At 48.9% G+C, this 18,215-nt stretch carries 18 protein-coding genes; 14 read left to right on the forward strand and 4 right to left on the reverse strand.

Annotated features, from left to right (window positions below; translation table 11 throughout):
• Positions 1-13: 13 nt before the first annotated feature.
• The 6 genes from HFP08_RS26635 to HFP08_RS26660 all read left to right on the forward strand — a co-directional run bounded on the left by HFP08_RS26635 (position 14) and on the right by HFP08_RS26660 (position 6,322).
• Entirely contained in the window at positions 14-949 is a 936-nt protein-coding gene (locus HFP08_RS26635) for an ABC transporter permease (RefSeq protein ID WP_346768770.1), read from the forward strand.
• A 51-nt stretch (positions 950-1,000) separates the two neighbouring features.
• Positions 1,001-1,873, forward strand: coding sequence for a carbohydrate ABC transporter permease (locus tag HFP08_RS26640; protein WP_168123677.1), 873 nt, complete (start codon positions 1,001-1,003; stop codon positions 1,871-1,873).
• A gap of 56 nt (positions 1,874-1,929) precedes the next feature.
• Complete coding sequence (locus HFP08_RS26645) at positions 1,930-3,495, forward strand: extracellular solute-binding protein (RefSeq protein WP_168123678.1); 1,566 nt, start codon at positions 1,930-1,932, stop codon at positions 3,493-3,495.
• A gap of 35 nt (positions 3,496-3,530) precedes the next feature.
• Positions 3,531-4,511 carry a DUF1861 family protein gene (locus tag HFP08_RS26650; protein ID WP_168123679.1) on the forward strand — a complete coding sequence of 327 codons (981 nt, stop codon included), beginning with the start codon at positions 3,531-3,533 and terminating at the stop codon, positions 4,509-4,511.
• Between the two features lie 217 nt (positions 4,512-4,728).
• Positions 4,729-5,814 carry a Gfo/Idh/MocA family protein gene (locus HFP08_RS26655; RefSeq protein WP_168123680.1) on the forward strand — a complete coding sequence of 362 codons (1,086 nt, stop codon included), beginning with the start codon at positions 4,729-4,731 and terminating at the stop codon, positions 5,812-5,814.
• Positions 5,815-6,088: 274 nt separating this feature from the next.
• Complete coding sequence (locus HFP08_RS26660) at positions 6,089-6,322, forward strand: hypothetical protein (protein WP_168123681.1); 234 nt, start codon at positions 6,089-6,091, stop codon at positions 6,320-6,322.
• Positions 6,323-6,404: 82 nt separating this feature from the next.
• Here the strand turns inward: HFP08_RS26660 and HFP08_RS26665 are convergent, their stop codons facing one another.
• Entirely contained in the window at positions 6,405-6,635 is a 231-nt protein-coding gene (locus HFP08_RS26665) for a hypothetical protein (protein WP_168123682.1), read from the reverse strand.
• A 474-nt stretch (positions 6,636-7,109) separates the two neighbouring features.
• Here HFP08_RS26665 and HFP08_RS26670 point away from each other — a divergent pair, with 474 nt between their 5' ends.
• The 3 genes from HFP08_RS26670 to HFP08_RS26680 all read left to right on the forward strand — a co-directional run bounded on the left by HFP08_RS26670 (position 7,110) and on the right by HFP08_RS26680 (position 10,270).
• Positions 7,110-7,469: an HD domain-containing protein gene (locus HFP08_RS26670; protein ID WP_168123683.1), complete on the forward strand. Its 360-nt coding sequence runs from the start codon at positions 7,110-7,112 to the stop codon at positions 7,467-7,469.
• Positions 7,470-7,577: 108 nt separating this feature from the next.
• Positions 7,578-8,654: a hypothetical protein gene (locus HFP08_RS26675; RefSeq protein ID WP_168123684.1), complete on the forward strand. Its 1,077-nt coding sequence runs from the start codon at positions 7,578-7,580 to the stop codon at positions 8,652-8,654.
• A gap of 182 nt (positions 8,655-8,836) precedes the next feature.
• Positions 8,837-10,270 (forward strand): hypothetical protein, encoded by a 1,434-nt coding sequence (locus HFP08_RS26680; RefSeq protein WP_168123685.1) that lies wholly within the window; start codon positions 8,837-8,839, stop codon positions 10,268-10,270.
• A 98-nt stretch (positions 10,271-10,368) separates the two neighbouring features.
• On the opposite strand, the gene HFP08_RS26685 is transcribed toward HFP08_RS26680, so the two are convergent.
• Positions 10,369-11,559, reverse strand: coding sequence for an MFS transporter (locus HFP08_RS26685; protein WP_168123686.1), 1,191 nt, complete (start codon positions 11,557-11,559; stop codon positions 10,369-10,371).
• A 310-nt stretch (positions 11,560-11,869) separates the two neighbouring features.
• Here HFP08_RS26685 and HFP08_RS26690 point away from each other — a divergent pair, with 310 nt between their 5' ends.
• The 3 genes from HFP08_RS26690 to HFP08_RS26700 all read left to right on the forward strand — a co-directional run bounded on the left by HFP08_RS26690 (position 11,870) and on the right by HFP08_RS26700 (position 13,976).
• On the forward strand, positions 11,870-13,210 hold the full coding sequence (locus HFP08_RS26690) for a hemolysin family protein (RefSeq protein ID WP_168123687.1): 1,341 nt from the start codon (positions 11,870-11,872) through the stop codon (positions 13,208-13,210).
• Between the two features lie 69 nt (positions 13,211-13,279).
• Positions 13,280-13,663 (forward strand): MerR family transcriptional regulator, encoded by a 384-nt coding sequence (locus HFP08_RS26695; RefSeq protein WP_168123688.1) that lies wholly within the window; start codon positions 13,280-13,282, stop codon positions 13,661-13,663.
• Positions 13,641-13,976: a thioredoxin family protein gene (locus tag HFP08_RS26700; protein ID WP_168123689.1), complete on the forward strand. Its 336-nt coding sequence runs from the start codon at positions 13,641-13,643 to the stop codon at positions 13,974-13,976. The genes HFP08_RS26695 and HFP08_RS26700 overlap by 23 nt, the downstream gene beginning before the upstream one ends.
• An 88-nt stretch (positions 13,977-14,064) precedes the next feature.
• Here HFP08_RS26700 and HFP08_RS26705 read toward each other — a convergent pair whose 3' ends face one another.
• The gene (locus HFP08_RS26705) at positions 14,065-14,586 is read right to left on the reverse strand and encodes a peptide ABC transporter substrate-binding protein (protein ID WP_240941903.1); all 522 of its coding nucleotides are present in this window, start codon (positions 14,584-14,586) and stop codon (positions 14,065-14,067) included.
• Between the two features lie 98 nt (positions 14,587-14,684).
• Between HFP08_RS26705 and HFP08_RS26710 the strand changes: the two genes are divergently transcribed.
• Positions 14,685-15,524 (forward strand): helix-turn-helix transcriptional regulator, encoded by an 840-nt coding sequence (locus HFP08_RS26710; protein WP_168123691.1) that lies wholly within the window; start codon positions 14,685-14,687, stop codon positions 15,522-15,524.
• A 151-nt stretch (positions 15,525-15,675) separates the two neighbouring features.
• Positions 15,676-16,683 carry a zinc-dependent alcohol dehydrogenase gene (locus HFP08_RS26715; RefSeq protein WP_168123692.1) on the forward strand — a complete coding sequence of 336 codons (1,008 nt, stop codon included), beginning with the start codon at positions 15,676-15,678 and terminating at the stop codon, positions 16,681-16,683.
• 150 nt (positions 16,684-16,833) lie between these two features.
• Here the strand turns inward: HFP08_RS26715 and HFP08_RS26720 are convergent, their stop codons facing one another.
• On the reverse strand, positions 16,834-17,982 hold the full coding sequence (locus tag HFP08_RS26720; RefSeq protein ID WP_168123693.1) for a hypothetical protein: 1,149 nt from the start codon (positions 17,980-17,982) through the stop codon (positions 16,834-16,836).
• Positions 17,983-18,215 lie beyond the last annotated feature (233 nt).

An 18,215-nucleotide genomic window follows, 5' to 3' on the forward strand; every position in this document is an offset into this window, starting at 1 on the left:
GGAGGATAAGGGATTGAATAAGAAACAGCGATTGGCATTCAGCATGTTTTCTGATGTCCGCAAGAATGGAACGAGTTACCTGTTGGTTCTTCCGGCGATGATGTATACGTTTATTTTCGGATATATGACCTATCCGTATATGGTTATTGCTTTTCAACGATTCAATTATACGAAGGGGATATTCGACAGTGAATGGGTGGGTTTGGAAAATTTCGAATTTTTCTTTCGCTCTTACAAGGCCGTAACCATTACCTTTAACACCATCTTCCTGAACTTGCTTTTTATTGTTTTTGGCACGTTGATGGCTCTTGTGATAGCGCTTGTCTTGAACGAGCTGCGCAAGAAGCTCTTTGTTAAGGTTAGTCAATCGGTGATGCTGTTCCCGCATTTCATTTCTTGGATTGTAGTCAGTTATGTGTTGTATGCTTTCTTCTCCATGGATATGGGAATTGTCAATCAAATGCTGAATCAGCTTGGAATCGCCTCAGTCAACTGGTACACGGAGCCGGAGGTGTGGCCCGCAATCCTCACTGTTATGCATGTATGGAAGGGAGCGGGGATGAGTGCTGTCATTTATCTGGCTACCATTACCGGAATTGACGAAACCTTGTATGAAGCGGCTGAAATCGATGGGGCGAACCGATGGCAGATGTGCATGCGCATTACCCTTCCTCTCATGATGCCTACGGTCATCATTCTGACGTTGCTCTCAATCGGCAAAATTATGTATGGTGATTTCGGTATGATCTACGCCTTGATCGGCGACAACGGCACTTTGTATTCGACGACAGACATCATCGATACGTATGTATTCCGCTCTTTGCGTCAGATCGGCGATCCTTCCGAGTCGATGGCTGTCGGACTCTTTCAGTCCGTCGTAGGGTTCATTCTCGTCTTTGGCACGAACGCGATTACCCGCAAATTTTTTAAAGACGGCGCTTTGTATTAAGAATCCGCTTCAGTAACAACCTGTCGAAGCCATAATTCAGGAGGAATAGTCATGAAGAGTTTTTCTATAAGCAAGACGGTTCTGTATACGTTGATCACGATTTATTCAGCGATTTGCCTTCTTCCGATGCTGCTGGTGCTGATGGTTTCGATCACAGATGAGGATGCCGTGCTTAAGAACGGCTATAGTCTTTTTCCCGAGAAATTATCCTTGTACGCCTATAAACTGATCTTTACGGGCGGTTCCCAGGTCATGCAGAGCTACAGCATTTCTATCTTCGTCACGGTCACCGGCACGCTCCTGGCGGTCTTGGTGACGACCATGGCCGGCTATACGCTGGCGAACAAAAATGTGAAATATCGCAATATGCTGGCGCTCTATTTTTTCATCACCATGATTTTTTCCGCGGGGATAGTGCCTTGGTATTTGATGAACCGTTCGCTTGGTTTGACCGACAACATTCTGGCATTGATTATTCCATCGCTGCTGTTTAGCCCATTCAACCTTTTTCTGGTACGAAACTTCATGAATGGCGTACCCGATTCCCTAAGAGAGTCTGCGACGATTGACGGGGCGAACGACATCACGATTGCGTTCCGAATCTATCTTCCTCTTTGTTTGCCGGTTCTGGCGACGATTGCACTCTTCTACGGGCTGGATTATTGGAACAATTGGTGGAATGCGATCATGCTGATTGACAGCAAGGATTTGTATCCGCTCCCATTTATGCTGCTGCAACTGCAATCGGAGATCAGCATGCTGAACGAGATGACAATGCTGGCCGGCACAAGCGATATGACGCTTCCTTCGGAATCCGTCAAGATGGCTACCGCGATCGTGACCATCGGGCCGATCGTCTTCCTCTATCCCTATTTGCAGAAGTATTTCGTGAAAGGCTTGGTCATTGGCTCAGTCAAAGGCTGATATATCCCCTTCGGGGTTTATATACAATAAAGGAACCTATAAGGAGGTCAATGTTCATGAAAAAGCATTACGCATTTCTCTTAGCGGCGGCGCTTATCCTTTCGACATTGATAGGATGCAGCAACGCGAACAATTCGGAGGGCACTGCGAATAAGGGAGACAGCTCTTCAGTCCCGAAGTCGGAGAATAACGAAAAGCCTGCCGAGACAGTAAAAATTAAATATTTGGTTCCCGGCACGGAGCCGAAAGACTACAAGGAAGTATTCCAGAAGGTTAACGAAAAGCTTGCTGCGGACGGCGTCGGCGTTGAGGTGGAGAAGATCTATATTCCATGGGATGCGTGGGACCAGAAATTGAACTTGATGCTGTCCACTGGTGATGATTTCGATCTGTTCCACGTCATGCAGGACCGCACGCCGTTCTCCAGCTACTATAATCGCGGTGCGCTCGCGGATATCTCGGACGAGATCGAAAAGTATGGAGAACACCTGAAGAAGAATATTCCGGATGATATCTTTGAAGGCGCCAAAATCGATGGCAACTATTACGCCGTTCCCTCTTATTGGGTTGAAATGGCGAGTGAAGGCGAGTTCAATATTCGACGGGACATACTCCGCGAGAACAATCTCGAAGAGCCGACTACCCCGGCTGAATTAATTAGCGCATGGGAGATTGTCATGCAGAACTGGAAGGGAAGCAACAAGCCTTATCTGAGCACTCGGGCGGACTTTGACCCGATCTACCTGCATACTTCTATGCTGCACCGGACTTATGATACCTTCCCGTTCACGGTGAAGGATAAATTCTTCTATGTGAATCAGAACGGCGAGGTGAAATCCTGGATTGAGACTGAGGAATTCAAGAAGGATGCGTCCTTCATGCGCGAGCTGTATACGAAGGGACTTACCAATCCGGATATCCTGGTCATGAAGCAAGAGCAGGTTGATGCGCAGCTCGACAGCGGCGAATGGTTCGTCCGCCTGGGAACCGGGGGAAGCTTGAACGGGCTCAAGAAGTACAATCCGGAAGCCACCGTAGACGATATCGGCGTCGTATGGTTTAATCCGGAGAAAGAATATTTGCGTCCGCTCACCTTCAAGAACGGGAATGCCGTGCCGGTGAACAGCAAGCATCCGGAAGCGGCTGTCAAATTCATGGACTGGATGCTGGCAAGTCAAGAAAATTATGATCTAGCCCTGTATGGTATCGAGGGCGAGCACTACACCAAGGACGGCGAGAAGGGCTATAAGACGATCAAAGATCCAGAGAACAATAACAATACGAGATATAGAGGCTCTGATTCGCAAAACGGCAACGTAAACTTCATGCGTTTCGATTTGGAGAACAGCATTCCCGACAACAACAAAGTCTTGTTTGAGCCAAATCCAAATGCAATCAACAGTATCGCAGCGAACTTTGTATTCGATCCGACGAATGTCAGAACCGAATATACGAATATTTTGTCAGAGGCATCGGCAAGCATTACTCCGATCTATATGGGCGTTCAAGATTATGACAAGGCCTTCCCGGCAGCGCTGGAGAAAATGCGGAAAGCCGGTTTGGATAAAGTTGTTGCGGAATACAAGAAGCAATTCGAGGAATATCGGGCTGCTCAACAATAAGCGAGTCGCTTGATAAAAGGAAGGCGTGGAGAAGGTTGAACCTGAAGCAGCAAAGAGTTGAGTTTGAAAAGGCGAAAAGAATCTATGAGAGTGCAACCTTGACCTTTCATGGCGTGGATGGCTTTGATGTCTATAATGTTTCCATCCCGTTCTCGCGGGACGGGAAGCGCTATATGTTCGGGCGAATAGAACGCCGTACGGAATGGGCCCGCTCTTGGGTGCGCCTGTTCGAGGAGACGGGACTGGATGAGTGGACCGTGGTGAAAGACAGCATGATCTATACGCTGGAGGATCCCTATATTACCGAAATTGGCGACGAGCTTGTCATGGGCGGGACTCATGTGCAATATCAGAGCGGAGCATACAGCACGTTTTTCGGCTATTTCTTCAGGGGGACGGACCTCCACAATTTGTACTACTTCACGACCGGTCCTAATAAAATGAAGGATATTCGCCTTGTGCCGTTACCCAAGGGCAAGATCGGCGTCTTCTCGCGTCCGCGCGGCGCGGATATGAAGGGCAAATACGGGAGTGAATCCATGATCGGCTTCACAGTCATTGATAGACTCGAAGAATTAACGGCGGATGTCATCGAGAACGCACCGTACATTCACGGCATCTTTGGGGAAGGCGAATGGGGAGGCGTGAATCAGGCCTATCTGCTCGACAGCGGCAAGATTGGCATCATCGGACATATTTGCTACCGGGATCAGGATGAGAACGGCGACGAGCTCAGGGTGTACCTGAACATGGCCTTCATCTTCGATCCAGCCACTCGGGAGTCCACGGATCTTCATCTGATCGGAAGCCGCTCCTGCTACCCGCCGGGACCTGCCAAGATGCCGTATTTGATCGACTGCGTCTTTGCTTCGGGCATCGCGATGCGTCCGGACGGCAAGGCCGATCTCTACAGCGGCATCGGCGATTGCCAGACAGGGCGCATTACGATCGACTATCCGTTCGAGGGACATGGGCGACTTGTTTTACCAAAGCAAACGGGAAGTATGAAGCGATAGCGCCTCACTCATTCAAGCAACGAGAAATTATGATTAATCATACAAATAACACAGCGGCAGTCCAGGACCCTGCATTTTTGTCCTAGGCTGCCGCTGTTTCCTGCCTGTTCCCTCCCGGAAGAAGAGAAAGAAGATTGAATTTGACGAAACGTATGGTTGCTCATTATACTTGCAGCAGATCTGAAAGAGAAGCAAGAGACAAAAGGAGGATTCATTCATGAGCAAACCGGCGGTTTTTAGCATTGTCGGGGGCGGAGGATTTCGGGCGCAATATTTCCTGAGAATCGCGCAAGCGCTTCCCGAGAAATTTCGCATCGGCGGGATGGTGGTTCGAGACGAATTGAAGGGCCGGATGATGGAAGAGCAATGGGGTGTAGCGACCTATCGGACGCTGGAGCAGTTGATGGCAAAGGAGAGGCCTGACTTTGTTGTATTATCCGTGCCAAGAGAAGTCGCAGCCGCTTACATGGAGGAGCTTGCGGAGCGCGGAATTCCCGTGCTTGCGGAGACGCCTCCGGCTGACGACCTGGACGGATTGTTGAAGCTGCATAACAGCCTTACGCGCAAAGGCGCTCGAATTCAGGTTGCCGAGCAGTATCAATATCATCCGGCGCAGGAGGCCCGTAAAGCATGGATCGAGTCGGGGCAGCTTGGCGAAGTGAACCAAGCTACCGTATCCATCTCGCATTTGTATCATGCCGTAAGCCTTATCCGGACGATGCTGGGCATTCGATTCGAGGATGTGAGCATTCGCGGGATGCGATTTGAATCGGATTGGGTTGCCGGTCCGAACCGTCAAGGTCCGCCTGAGGAGGATAAGATCGTGAATTCCAAGCGGGATTTGGCTTGGCTGGATTTTGGCGGAAAGCTGGGCATCTATGATTTCACCGACAATCAGCACCGCTCATGGACAAGATCCAATCATATCTGCATCCGAGGCGTGAGGGGAGAAATCTTCGACAATCGAATCAGCATGCAAGACTCCTCCGCCACTCAAATTCAAATGGACTTGAAACGCGTCAACAAGGGCGAATATGAGAATGCGGAAGGCTATTTTTTGAAAGGGATTATGGCGGGAGACCGCTGGCTGTACGAGAACCCTTATATGCCGGCGAGGCTGTATGACGATGAAATCGCGATCGCCGCCTGTTTAAGCAAAATGGCCGCTTATGCCGCTGGAGGACCGGGGTTTTACGGCTTGCCGGAAGCTTCTCAGGATCACTATATCGGAATGCTGATCGAGCAGGCTGTGAAGTCCGGCGAGACGGTTCGATCGGAACGTCAGCCCTGGGCCATGTCATGAGCTTGGTTGATATCCGTAAAGGAGATGAGTGACCCATGACAGCCTACGAAAAACCGAGTTTGCATATGAGCGAGATGGAAGAAATCGTGAAGCTTCATCTCGGGCCTGGCGCGACTGCGTTTACAGAACTGGCAGGAGGGAATTTGAGCGCCGTATTTTCGTTCGAGCTTGAAGGGAAAGGGTATATTTTGAAATTCAGCGATCTGGCCGGCGCATACGAGAGAGAGCGTTATGTCTCGGAACTGCTGTCCGGCCAGGGTGTTCCGTTTCCTGCATGTATGGCGACAGTCTGGTCGATTTGGCTACTCTCGATCGGCATATGCCGAGGAACGGCGTCATTCAGGCTTACCTGGACGCCGCAGAGCGTGATGGAATCTTCATTCCCCATTTCCGCGAGAGGCTCGCCGGCGCCTATTACTTCAAGGGACTCGACGGATTGCGATTCTACGCCAAGATGGGACGGGAGGATGCTTACCGGAGCACGCGGGATTTTCTGCTGGCGCTCTAAGTTTAGCGAGAGACGCGGGCATACGGAATGTTCGGCATGCTCCTGCGATGTGTCCCGAAGTCGCCGGGGATTTGACTGGAAGTCAAACCCCCGAACGATGCCTGCGCTCGCTGGAAGAGTCCCGTTTCGTGCGTTCCTTGTTCTTCTCGTCCTGCTGCTCGATGGTTTGGTCCTCGACCGGAATCGGATCGACGGTGCGTTCGCTGGCGAACTTGTCGAGCAGGCTCTCCTTCTCCGTCGGTATGCCCTCCGGATTGTCGCGCTTATTCTTCTGTTCGCGCTCTCGGTCGGCGCTTCGTTCGAATTCCTTCATCGCTGTCACCTCGCAAGTAGATGGTTATGCTTCTACTTACCCTCGTTTCTGTCTGTTTCAAACTTTGTCCAAGTCATACTGATAGAGCCATTACTGCATTCATGCTGTTTATTAACTCCCTTAATCGCTAATGTAATGAAAGGCAAATCTAATAGATTGTGGAGGTGATGGGCGATTGGATTACTCATTAGACCATCGGCATGATTGTTGATTCGGCGTTTACTCAGATCCGGATTTGGAACGAGGATGGACTGGAGCAAGAGGGTGAAATTGTGCAAAATGCCAAAGGTCAGCGCTTCTGGTATTCGCTTCTTTCGGATGCCATGGATGCGTTGCGTCTGTATTCAAGGCGGAGGGACTCGATTCCGATGGTCATGTGGTTCAGACCTTGGATCAACACGGTAACATTATTGGCTAAAACAAATCTGTGCTAATCTTATGATAGAGTTTCGAAGGTTGGAAGAGGATGCTGGGGTGAACGTGGACTACCGATTAAGATTGGACGGAGCTTTGGACGAGCTGTATGAGCCGTTGTGGCAGGTGACGGTCAAGCTGCATGATGAGGAGAAGGCGCTGCTAAGATGCGCTAAGCTGCGGCGGTTGCATATGGTGCGGCATGGCGGCGCTTCGTTCATCAACTCGCATCATACCTACAGCCGCTTGCAGCATACATTAGGGGTGTTTGCGCTGGCGGCGCGCTTCGAGCCGGACAATCGCGCGCTTCGGATAGCGGCGCTGCTGCATGATTGCGGGTGTTTTGGGAAATACATAAATTTTTTAAAAAAGAGTTGCCAGATACAAATATGGGTATTTATAATATATATTAGGAGGTGAATGGGAATAGAATGTGAGAGTTATGTATTCTCGTAATTGGTAATCTCGGACATTACATCAACGTATTCAACTCCAAGTTAAAAATATGAAACTGAAAGGAACTTGACAATGAAAGGAAGAAAGACAGTTTTAAATCTAGTTTTACTTGCCATGGTATTTTTGTTTAGTGTATCTACCTCCACAGTTTCAGCTGAAAATTCTAATATGAACACTTCGCAGCTTGTTTCTCAATTTGCAAACGATCAATCTATATTCGTAGAAAATATCACTGTTGAAACTGAGAATGGAATTGCAATAAATGTTCCAAGTACTCCAACATTTTCAGTTATGTCAAATTACAATTTGACTAATGATTTGCTTAATTACAATGATTCATTAACGACTACGGATCCTAGTGATTTTTACTTTTTCAGTGTTCCTGATCCGCGAAATATTATTTTTAGAGTCCAATCCAGTAATCCTGATTATAGAGTGGAGCTCTATGAAATTGATTGGAGTACAAGTACAGCCTATCCGACTGGGCTAGGTAATTCAAGTGGAAATGATTCATTTTCTAATGGGTTATATGCTGCTGATTGGGGCCTTCTGGTCACCTCCACAGGAACTGTCGGAGCTACATATACAATACAGATGAATGCTGCAAGTCCTGGAGGTGCAACATCATTATTGTCATCATCGAGTGCTTTACAATCTGTAGTTTGGGGCTACTCAAATAATGATCTTTATCTAAATGAGGACTATATTACAAATACAACTGATGCGGCTAATACAAACCCTCACCTAGATTGGGAAAGACACTTTTATCTCTCCTCAGGGGGGGATTATCAAGCTCGGGATCATGAGGTCTCGGATGCTAGGGTGAGTTATATCACAACCCGGGTCAATTATTCATCTGATTATGCGAGTTCAAATAATGCTGTACTTATAATATTGAAAAGTGGCACATTATTTTCTTACTCTGAATCCCAATTTCAATCAGGCCCACCAACTAATTATTATCAATCGTTTCTAGATACGACTGGAAGAACGACACCCAGGAGATTGGATGCTATTGACATGGCAGGTGATCCGGATATTTTGGTCTATGATTTAAATACTAATCAAGTAATCGATTTTATAAGTAACTTGAATTATTACTATGCAATGGGCATCGAGTCCTCTCCATCGGTCACTTACTATAATTAAAGAATACTGATCTCCTTATAAACGCTTTTTATGGGGAGATCAGTTTTTTGATGGATGTTATTGCTAAAAACTGAAACTGTTGATGTCGATATAATATGGTAGGAGTTGTTCGAAATGGATGAAAAAAACTGATTAACGGAAATTCAGGATATTAAATTAGTATACAGGGGAGAGAGTTCATTATGCAATTAAATAGATTTGCTTTTGGGTTGCAAAATAATATGAATGAAGTAAGACAGCCGCTAATGCGCCTTTCTATGACTAACACCTTAGTTCGATCAACTGCAAACTCTCTATTCTCAACATCCTCATTGCTGAAGCCGCAGCAGCCTGCTATTATTATTCACAATTCTTTGGGTGCGGTTGGGGTAGAGGAATACCAGGCGAATTCGGAAAATCTAAGGCAGCAGGCGATTTTGCGCGCGGCGACTTCTGCAATTCATATCAGCAGAAATGAAGATGGAACCGTTCTATTAGATAGAGAAAGTATCTCCGACCCAATGGCAGCACTGGATAAGAAGCGGGCAACGGGAGGAGAAGCAGAAATCTCTTGGCAGCATATTGGCGTCAATCTGCAAAGACATGAAATGCTGTTTGGAGAGGACTCATTGGATGAAGCAGCATTCAACATCGACTATTTCGCATCCGAGTATGCGCAATACAAAACAAGGATTGAACGTCAATATTCAGGTGATCAGAAGATAGAGGAGCTCGCGAAGCTGGATCAACTATTCACGCTTAGGGTTGGAGAATCCGCCGAGCACTTTGCCGAAACGGTTGGCGGATTTATGGAAAGCAGCGGAGTTTCAGGCGAGCAAGAGGCGTTGCAAAACAGTTTTTTGGACGTTTATGAGCAACGCAAGGCAACCTATCTGCAATTTATTGAGAGCAATTCTGACTATGCGAATGTGAAGGGGACCGCTGATGAGTGGCTGTTGACATCGGGGGATTTTATGGGCGAACAGCTTCGTTATGCTCTGATTTCTGAACAGCCTGAAATGAATATAACGAGTGAATACGGCTATAGCGTGGATGAATTGCAAGCTGCTGGCACAATGGTGAAAGAACTTGCGAAGGTTCAAGATCGTTCGATGTCATCTGATCGCTCGGAGGAAGAGTTCGGCACCCAGCTAGGATTAGCTGCAATGAAATATGAATTGATCTCTAACCATTTTACGATGAGCGATCGAGTAAGATCCAAGCTGGATCAAGCATTTAACGGATTTCTTGGAGGTGAAATTGAACGTATCTCCACATATATTGATCAGCAGCGAAGCGATCCGTTTGTCCGAAACAAGGAAGCGTACGCTGTTAACTATGACAAGAATGCTGTCTTGGAGATTGTTAAGCGAATGGTGGACAATCTGAGTGCTGATGATGTTAACGCAGCATTCCGAACTGATTGGAATTCGGTTGTCAGCTTGTACAAAAGCAAAATGCAGAATGTTCAGAGCGGCGATTTGGCCCGCTATGACAATTATTATAGCTCATGGGTGAATGAGAATTACGCAAGCGATTGGAATCGGTTCGTTCAACAACTTTCAACTTCTAATAACAACGATTTAAGTCGTTATAAGCTGTTAGATCAACTGAAATGGTTGGATGTAAAAGTGTAGTCGTTTGTTGTGTCGAAGGTAATCGATAGATACAGTCTGGCCAAAAGAAAGCAGCGCCGCCGCTGGCGACGCTGCATATAATGTTCTCACTCCGATGCCTATTCGTCTTCGCTTATTGGCGAGTTTGCCGTGCGGCGAGCCGTGATGAATAGATAAGGCAAATACCCCGCGCAAATCCATGCAAGAAAGCCGAAGCCGCCGAACAAATCGAGCCTGGAGGCGAAATAACCGAAGCCGAGACCGGTTAATACGAGAGCTGCATTCTCCGCCAGCGACTGGAACGAATCCAGCGTCGCGCGTTTGGATGAATCGATTCGGTGATGCAGATAGCCGGAGGTCAGCGGTTCCACAACGCCCGCCGCTGCGCAAACGGCAAACAACGCAAGCAGCCCGATCCAGCCATGCGATAGGGCCAACAGAGCAAATCCCCCCGCGAAGACCACTCCTACAAGAAGCATAACGGTAGATATCCTCATGCGCTGCTTGAGCTTATAAGCCAGCATATTCCCCGGAAGACGGATGAAGAAGAGCGCCGCCGAGCAAACGCCGAAGGCGGCGACCGGAATGCCTTGACGATCCAGATATAATTGCCAGAACTCGTCGACAAAGCTGATGGACGCTCCCGTAATCATGCCTGTCAGCATAATCGGGTAGAGGCCGGGATGCGAACGCAGGAAGGCGATCGACTCCAATACATATTCGCGGATAGGAATAGCCGCAGACTCCTCTGGCGTCAGATCTCTGACCGGCTCTCGCAACGTCAGAGTAAGCGCAAGAGCGATCAGCATGCTGCCGCAGGACAGCCAGTAGTTGAAGGCGAATCCGTATTGGCCGGCAAGCAGACTGCCGGAAATAGCAGCGAGCATAACCGCGATGATGTCAATGGCATTAAGTCTTCCGACGATTCGCTCGAAGGAGCTTTCGCGCCCCGCAGCCTTCAGCGAGTCATACAAGAGCGCCTTATCCGCGCCGCTGGCAGCGGAGGTGGCGATCGCGGTCAGAAACACGACAAGCGCGAAATGCCAAAACGTCGTCGCGAACAGCAGCAGCAGAAACTCCAGCACGCCGATAATTGCGGCGACAATGAGTAGCCGTTTGCGTCCCCATTTGTCGGCAAAAATGCCTGTTGGAATTTCAAGCATGACGATTGTCGACGCATAGATGATCTCCGTTAGGACGACCATCGCAACAGTCATGCCTCTCTCTTCCCAGAACAGCCTTTCGATGACATAGGCGGGAATGAGATGGTGAAAGAAACAAATAAGATAAAGCTTTCTTACATTGGACATGGCCTCGCGAGCTCCTCTCAAAATAGGGATGTGACAGAGGTCGCATCTCTCTCAAGGCGGCGCACGGGCCGTTGTCCGAACAATGGCTTAACAGGGAGGGCGAATTGCAGCCATAAGGCGGATTCTCCTTTCCATCATCGTCTTTCTATATGCTATATGTAGTCTAATTCATTTTTCAATAAACTGTAAATCGGAATTCGCTCAAAAGTGAATAAGGAGTCTCGTAATTGACGGCGATGCTTCGGGGCATGGCATTATGGGTACACTATTGCCATATACTGTGATCTTTCAGGAGGAGGAGAGGTAGCCTTTGAATACGATAATCGTGCTGCTGCTCGTCGGATGCACGGCGTTCTTCGTAGCAGTTGAATATTCCGTTATCCGTGCGCGCATGAGCCGCATTGAAGAGATGGTTGCCGCCGGCAGCAAGAAGGCGATGGCCGTGAAGCAGATTATGCTGCGGCTTGATGAGTATTTGTCAGCTTGTCAGCTCGGCAATACGCTTACCAATCTGGCGCTGGGCTGGCTGGGGGAATCGACGGTAGAGCATTTGCTCAGCCCCGTATTCGATCTCTTCGCCATGCCGGAATCGGCTGAAAGCATCGTGTCCTTCCTGATCGCCTTCCTCATTCTAACCTTCCTCGAGGTGGTGGTCGGGGAGCTCGTGCCCAAAATAATCGCCATCGATAAAGCGGAGCCGCTCGCGCTGCTGCTTGCCCGTCCGCTTATGTGGTTCTTCAAGCTGACCTATCCGTTTAGCTGGATTCTGAACCGCTCGGCGCGTGTAATCACGGGATTATTCGGCATTAAGGGCATTTCGGAGGGAGATAATCACAGAACAGAGGCGGAACTAAGGTTAGTGTTGTCCGAGGTCTACAAAAGCGGCAATATCAACGCTTCGGAATTCCGATATGTGACCAATATCTTCGAGCTTGATGATCGCGCGGCCAAGGGCATCATGATTCCCCGCAAGGATGTCGCCTATATCGATTCGGCGGAGACGATCGAGGAGGTCGCTGCCCGAATCTCGGAGTCGCCTTATGATCTATATCCCGTAACGGAGAACGAGGATAAGGATGATATAATAGGCATCGTGGATTACAAGGAATTGCTGACAGCTTACATTCGCGAGCCCGAGGCTCGGGAGCAGAAGATTCTGACCAGCATGCAGCCTATTCTGCAGATCATCGATACGGTATCCGTGCAGGAGGTGCTGCTCCTTATGCAGGAGAAGGACATACATATGGCTGTTCTTGTCGATGAATACGGCGGAACCTCCGGGATTGTGACCATACGGGACATTATTGCCCGGATTGTCGGCGAGCGGCAGCAGTTCCGCGACGAGGATGGCTATCCGCTTATCGAGCGCTTGCCGGAAGGCGGCTATATGCTCAGCGGGCGGCTGATCATAGAAGAGGTGAAGGAGCTTCTCTCCGTCGAATTGAATCGGGATGAAGGCGTCTACACGCTCGGCGGATGGCTCATGAGCGAGTTGATTGATATTGAAGTGGGGGAAGAATTATCCGTCGATGATGCCTGGAGATTTGAGGTCGCGGAGATGGAGAATCGCCAGATCAAGCGGGTTCGGGCCAGCCGCTTGCATGATGGCAAAACTAGCAATGCAGAAGATGTAGAAGAGGAAACCGATTAACTCTTGACTCTGACATTAGTGTCACGGTTTATACTGGCGATACCCCTTCGAAGGAGGTGTGCGAATCCCATGAAAATTGGAGAGCTTTCAAGACGGACCGGAGTCAGCATTCGCTCGATCCGGTATTACGAGCAGCAGGGCTTGCTGCAGTCGGTCAGGCTCGAGAACGGCTACCGCGACTATTATCCGTATGCGGTAGAGCAGGTGCGATCCATTCAGCTGTATCTGAACCTTGGCCTCACCACAGAGCAAATTGCGGGCTTTCTCCATTGCGTGATGACGAGCAAGGAGGCGTTCTGCGAGAATGTGCTGCCCGTCTTCCAGCAGAAGCTGGCCGAATTGGATGATCAGATTCAATTATTATCTGCGATTCGCGCAAATCTGGTCGATCGGGTGGAATCCATCATGGAGGAACAGAGGAGGAATGCAGATGCGTGTTCAGATTGTCGATAACGAGCAGTTCGACGGGAGTATCCTTCCGGATGGCGTCTCCCTAGTGGAATTCGGAGCGGTATGGTGTCCGCCGTGCAAGACGTTGCTGCCTATTCTGGATGAGATCGCAGAGTCATACGGAGAGGCGGTAGCTGTCCTGCAAGTCGATTGCGACGAATCTCCGGACCTGGCCAGCCGATTCGGCGTGATGTCGATGCCGACGGTCGTCGTTTTCCATAACGGCGAGCCTGTGAACAAGCTGATCGGACTGCGGCCGAGAAGCGTGTATGAGCAGGTCATTGAACGGTATACGGCAGCTTCGGCTGCGGGGTAGTGGGGCTGAGTGGGTATGACATGTCCGACTAAGGGAAACAGGGCCGAAGCATTTCTTCGGCCCTGTTTCCTCTTTTATTACCTCATTATTAACTCTGCCAGGTTACCTTGGAATCTTTTATTTGCCACTTGCCATCTTTGAAAAGCACGACACTCTTTACTCCAACAGCGCCGAGACCCGACTTATATTTGGAGCCCTCGACTAAAACCTCCTTGTCGGATGTGAAATCAACTTTTTCGATTCGAAGCAGAACTCCGTCTAATGACATCGTGTCTGTATGAAATAAGCTCTTTTCTTTCAGTTGATCCAAAGTGGCAACCAGGACCTCCACCCCATATTTCTCCTTGAAATAAGCGGTAATACTATCCTTAACAGGTTCATCGAGATCATCGAAGTTGCTCCTATCAATCGCTATGAATTTCATGGCGTGGTTAAGAGCCTCATCCAGGCCCATCATGGCGTCCAACGCCGCAATATAGATCTCATCTACATGCTCTTGCGAATCGACGTCTTCACTGCAAGCAGACAAACATAAGGAAAAAATAAGAATGATGGAAAAAGGTATGGACTTCATCGTAATCCCCCTGTTATTTTTAATAAGTCTTCTCATCCCTGTTGCCCCTATAACGAAAACAAGTTCAGAAATGTTGCGAATAGTTGGCTGAAGCGCCAGTGCTTATCGAATCTATTGTATTGCGGGGTTTCGCTATGAACAACAAAGCACTGCTCTCGGCGTTGCTTGAGACGGCTGAGTTAAAGATTTTGATGTTTGACAACCATCTGCTTCGCGCGATGAACTACAGGAACCGAACTTTCGAACATTACTACATGATGACCTATGTCAGATCCGGCTCTGCGAAGCTAAGGATTGGCGATGCGGTCTACGACATTCATCCGGGCAGCGTGATTGTCATTCCTCCCCATCTCGAGCATGATCAGTACAAGGACACCGACGAGGAGACCGAATTTCTGTGGTGGCATTTCACGTACCGCATCCATAACCGGATAGAGATCTTGCCGTTTCTGAATATCCCCTATATTTACGCCCTGAATGACCGAGGGCAATTCGAAGCCGTGTTCGATGAAATTATGCGCTCCAAAGTAAGGAGCGGCTATCTTCCGAATGTGATTCTGCAAAAAGCGAAGTCGCTTGAGCTGTTGTATTTGCTGCTGGATAACGCGTTCGCCCAGTTGAACGTCGAGTTCGCCGGGAGTCAGAAACCGCAAAACTTCCTTGCCGCGCTGCTCAAAATCGTCACGCAGCCGGAAGGTCGCCTCACCTTGGCCGATCTGGCCAAGGATCTGAGCATGAACCCGAACTACGTCAGCAATCAGTTCAAAGCGTTATTCGGCAAGTCGCCGATCCAGTTGCATCGAGAGGTCAAGATGGAGAGGGCGAAGCAACTGCTCGAAATGCCCGTTATGAACATTGCCGAGACAAGCGACGCCCTTGGCTTCCAAGATGTTCAGAGCTTCACGCGCCTGTTCAAAAAGTACGTGGGCATAACGCCCAAACAATACAAAACGTTGTTTGGAAATCTACGATGATCCTAAGGCATGTTTGCAAACCCGCCCCAGCTTGCTTTCTTCACCTGTAGAAGTGTTCATTATACGCTAATTTATGCGCTACGATTTCGTGTCCAATGGCATTATGATAGGTTCAAAGGGACGGGAGTCCCGGAATCGGGGAGGTTGCTATATGGAATCGTTGCGCATTGTATTCTCGGACAAACAGCAAGTAGAGGTCAAGAAGGAGCAGTTCGATTCGACGCTAAAAGGGGAAGAATTGCTGTGTCGCGCCATATGCTCGCTTGTGAGCACGGGAACGGAGCTGCAATGCTTGCGCGGAGTGTTCGATTCAGGGACAAATTGGGCAAATTGGGTTCAATATCCGTTTTATCCCGGATACTGCATGGTCGCCGAAGTGCTGGAGGTCGGAGCCGATGTCCAAGGCATTCGCCAAGGCGATCGCGTGTTCGCGGAGGTTTCGCACGCAAGTTGCTTCAAGATTAAAGCAGCCCGCGCGTTCCTGTTGCCCGAGGAAATCGCCAGTGAACAAGCCGTGTGGATCAATCTTGCCAAAACAACGCAGCTAGGCGCCAGACGAGCGGAATTGCAGCTCGGAGAATCCGTAGGGGTAATCGGTCTTGGATTGCTTGGTCAACTCGTGACGCGGTACTTGCACCTATCGGGAGCGAAGACGCTCTTCGCGATCGATCCTGCGGCTGATCGTATGCGATTCTTGCCCCAAATGCCTGGCATCCGCCCGCTATGTATGGATGTTGTTTCGGCGCATGAGGAGATCGACAAGGCTACCCGGGGCGAGATGCTCGATGTCGTCTTCGACGTGACCGGCCATCCGTCCGTACTTGCGCAAGCGACTCGGCTGGTCAAGCGTATGGGGAGGATTATCCTGCTCGGAGATACCGCAACGCCTTCTCAGCAGGGAATCGGGCGCAATGTCGTATCAGATTCTTTGTCCATCCAGGGCATTCACGCCGGAATGGATTATAAGACCTGGAACCACCCCAGGATGGCGGAGTTGTTCTTGACCTTCGCGGGTCAAGGGCGCATGGATACCTCGAATCTCGTTACGCATAGATACTCCCCCATGGATGCGGTTCAAGCTTACGAATTGCTGGTTGCAAATCGAACCTCCGCAATGGGCGTGCTCTTCGATTGGGCGAGTCTGGATCGGGCAAAATGAGAAGTGAGTTGATCAGCCGCTGATGGCTCGGAAGTGGTGTTCGATTGAAACTCGTCGGAAATCCCTCATAAGCTTGCTAAATAACAGGATGCCGGGACAGCAAGACGCGACCTGCAAATCGATCGCGTCTTGCCCACATCTGCACATCCGCTAGTCTAAAATAACAATTCTGCCCGTAATTACCCCAGCCTTGTCCCTGTGAAACAGCATGGCTGTATAGTGTTCTTCATTCCTGCTGATGGGAAGCCGTTTATTCGAAAACCCCGTTTGTCCTTCCTCGAATAATTCTTCTGGAGTCATCGTGACGCTTCGATCACCAAAGGTATAATTGAATTTGCCCGATTCTTCATAAGTCACCTCTTGTATGGATTCGGGAATGGTCTCGCCGATGGATTCCCCATTGCGCAATTCGTCCCGCAAACGATTTATCCAGGCTATCCATTCTTCTCCATCCTTATTGACGATGGGGTCAGCAGTCGGTGGAGGCGGATTTAACAAGGTTTCCAAATAAGCGTCGGCTTCTTCGTGATTCGCTTTCGCCGGATCAAGCGGAAGATCAAACAACAAAGCGGTACCTTGATAGTCTTCTCTAGCACGGACTTTCCCCGTCTGTTCATCATAGCTAAATGCCGCTTTGCTAAAAAAAGCTCCGCCGCTGCTTACCGCCAAATATAAGCCGCGATCTGCGAACATTTCCACCTGATCACATTCAATTAATCGGTACAAAACGCCTTCTATCACGAGATCGCTGTAGCCGCCGTTCATGGAGGCGATGTTCACTTGCCAAGGCTTCTGGCCTCTGATCAATGGAGAAATGAAGAACTTTTCTTCGCCGTATTCAGGATCTGCCGTATCGGGCATAGGCTTGCCATCCCGTCTTGTTATCGAAACAACCGCATAGGTTTTGTCGGGATAGATATCCTCGGGTAATTGGCTATATTTCTGAAGACCTGCCCCGGACACAATGCCATGCAACGTAACATGGTAGTCCCTTGAATCTTGAGATTCATTCATTTGAATCGCATCTTTGCTTTCGAATGCATCCGCGAGCAGTTGATTATCCAGTTCCTCGGCAATCTGCTTAGCGCTGAATAGCTGGGTTGCCGCATAGACGGTTATTGTCATGGTCAGCATAATGACTGCTGCCGCTAATCCTATAGTTAATTTCCTGAGCGGTTTGCGTTTTATCTGGCTTTTTCTCTTCATTTCAAGAATCAAATTCGCATTCAACTTCTCATCAGGAGCTGCTGTTGAGGATAATGATTGTCTAATCATCTGATCCCAATCGGCATTCTTCATGGCACATCCACCTCCAATACGAATCGCAATGATTGGCGAGCCTTGTGCAGCCTGCTCTTCACAGTCCCGGCGGGAATTTTTAACCACAATAGAATTTATAAGTTTTCGAGTTACTTAAACTATAAATTTATTTGGCGATAAAACATTCATGACGCCGCTCCGTCACCCCAATGTATGAAAATAACTGCTATTGCATGGCATGTGGTTTCCATGTTCTCAAATTCGTCAAGACT

This window comes from Paenibacillus sp. HB172176 (assembly GCF_011947265.1).
Taxonomy (GTDB): domain Bacteria; phylum Bacillota; class Bacilli; order Paenibacillales; family Paenibacillaceae; genus Pristimantibacillus.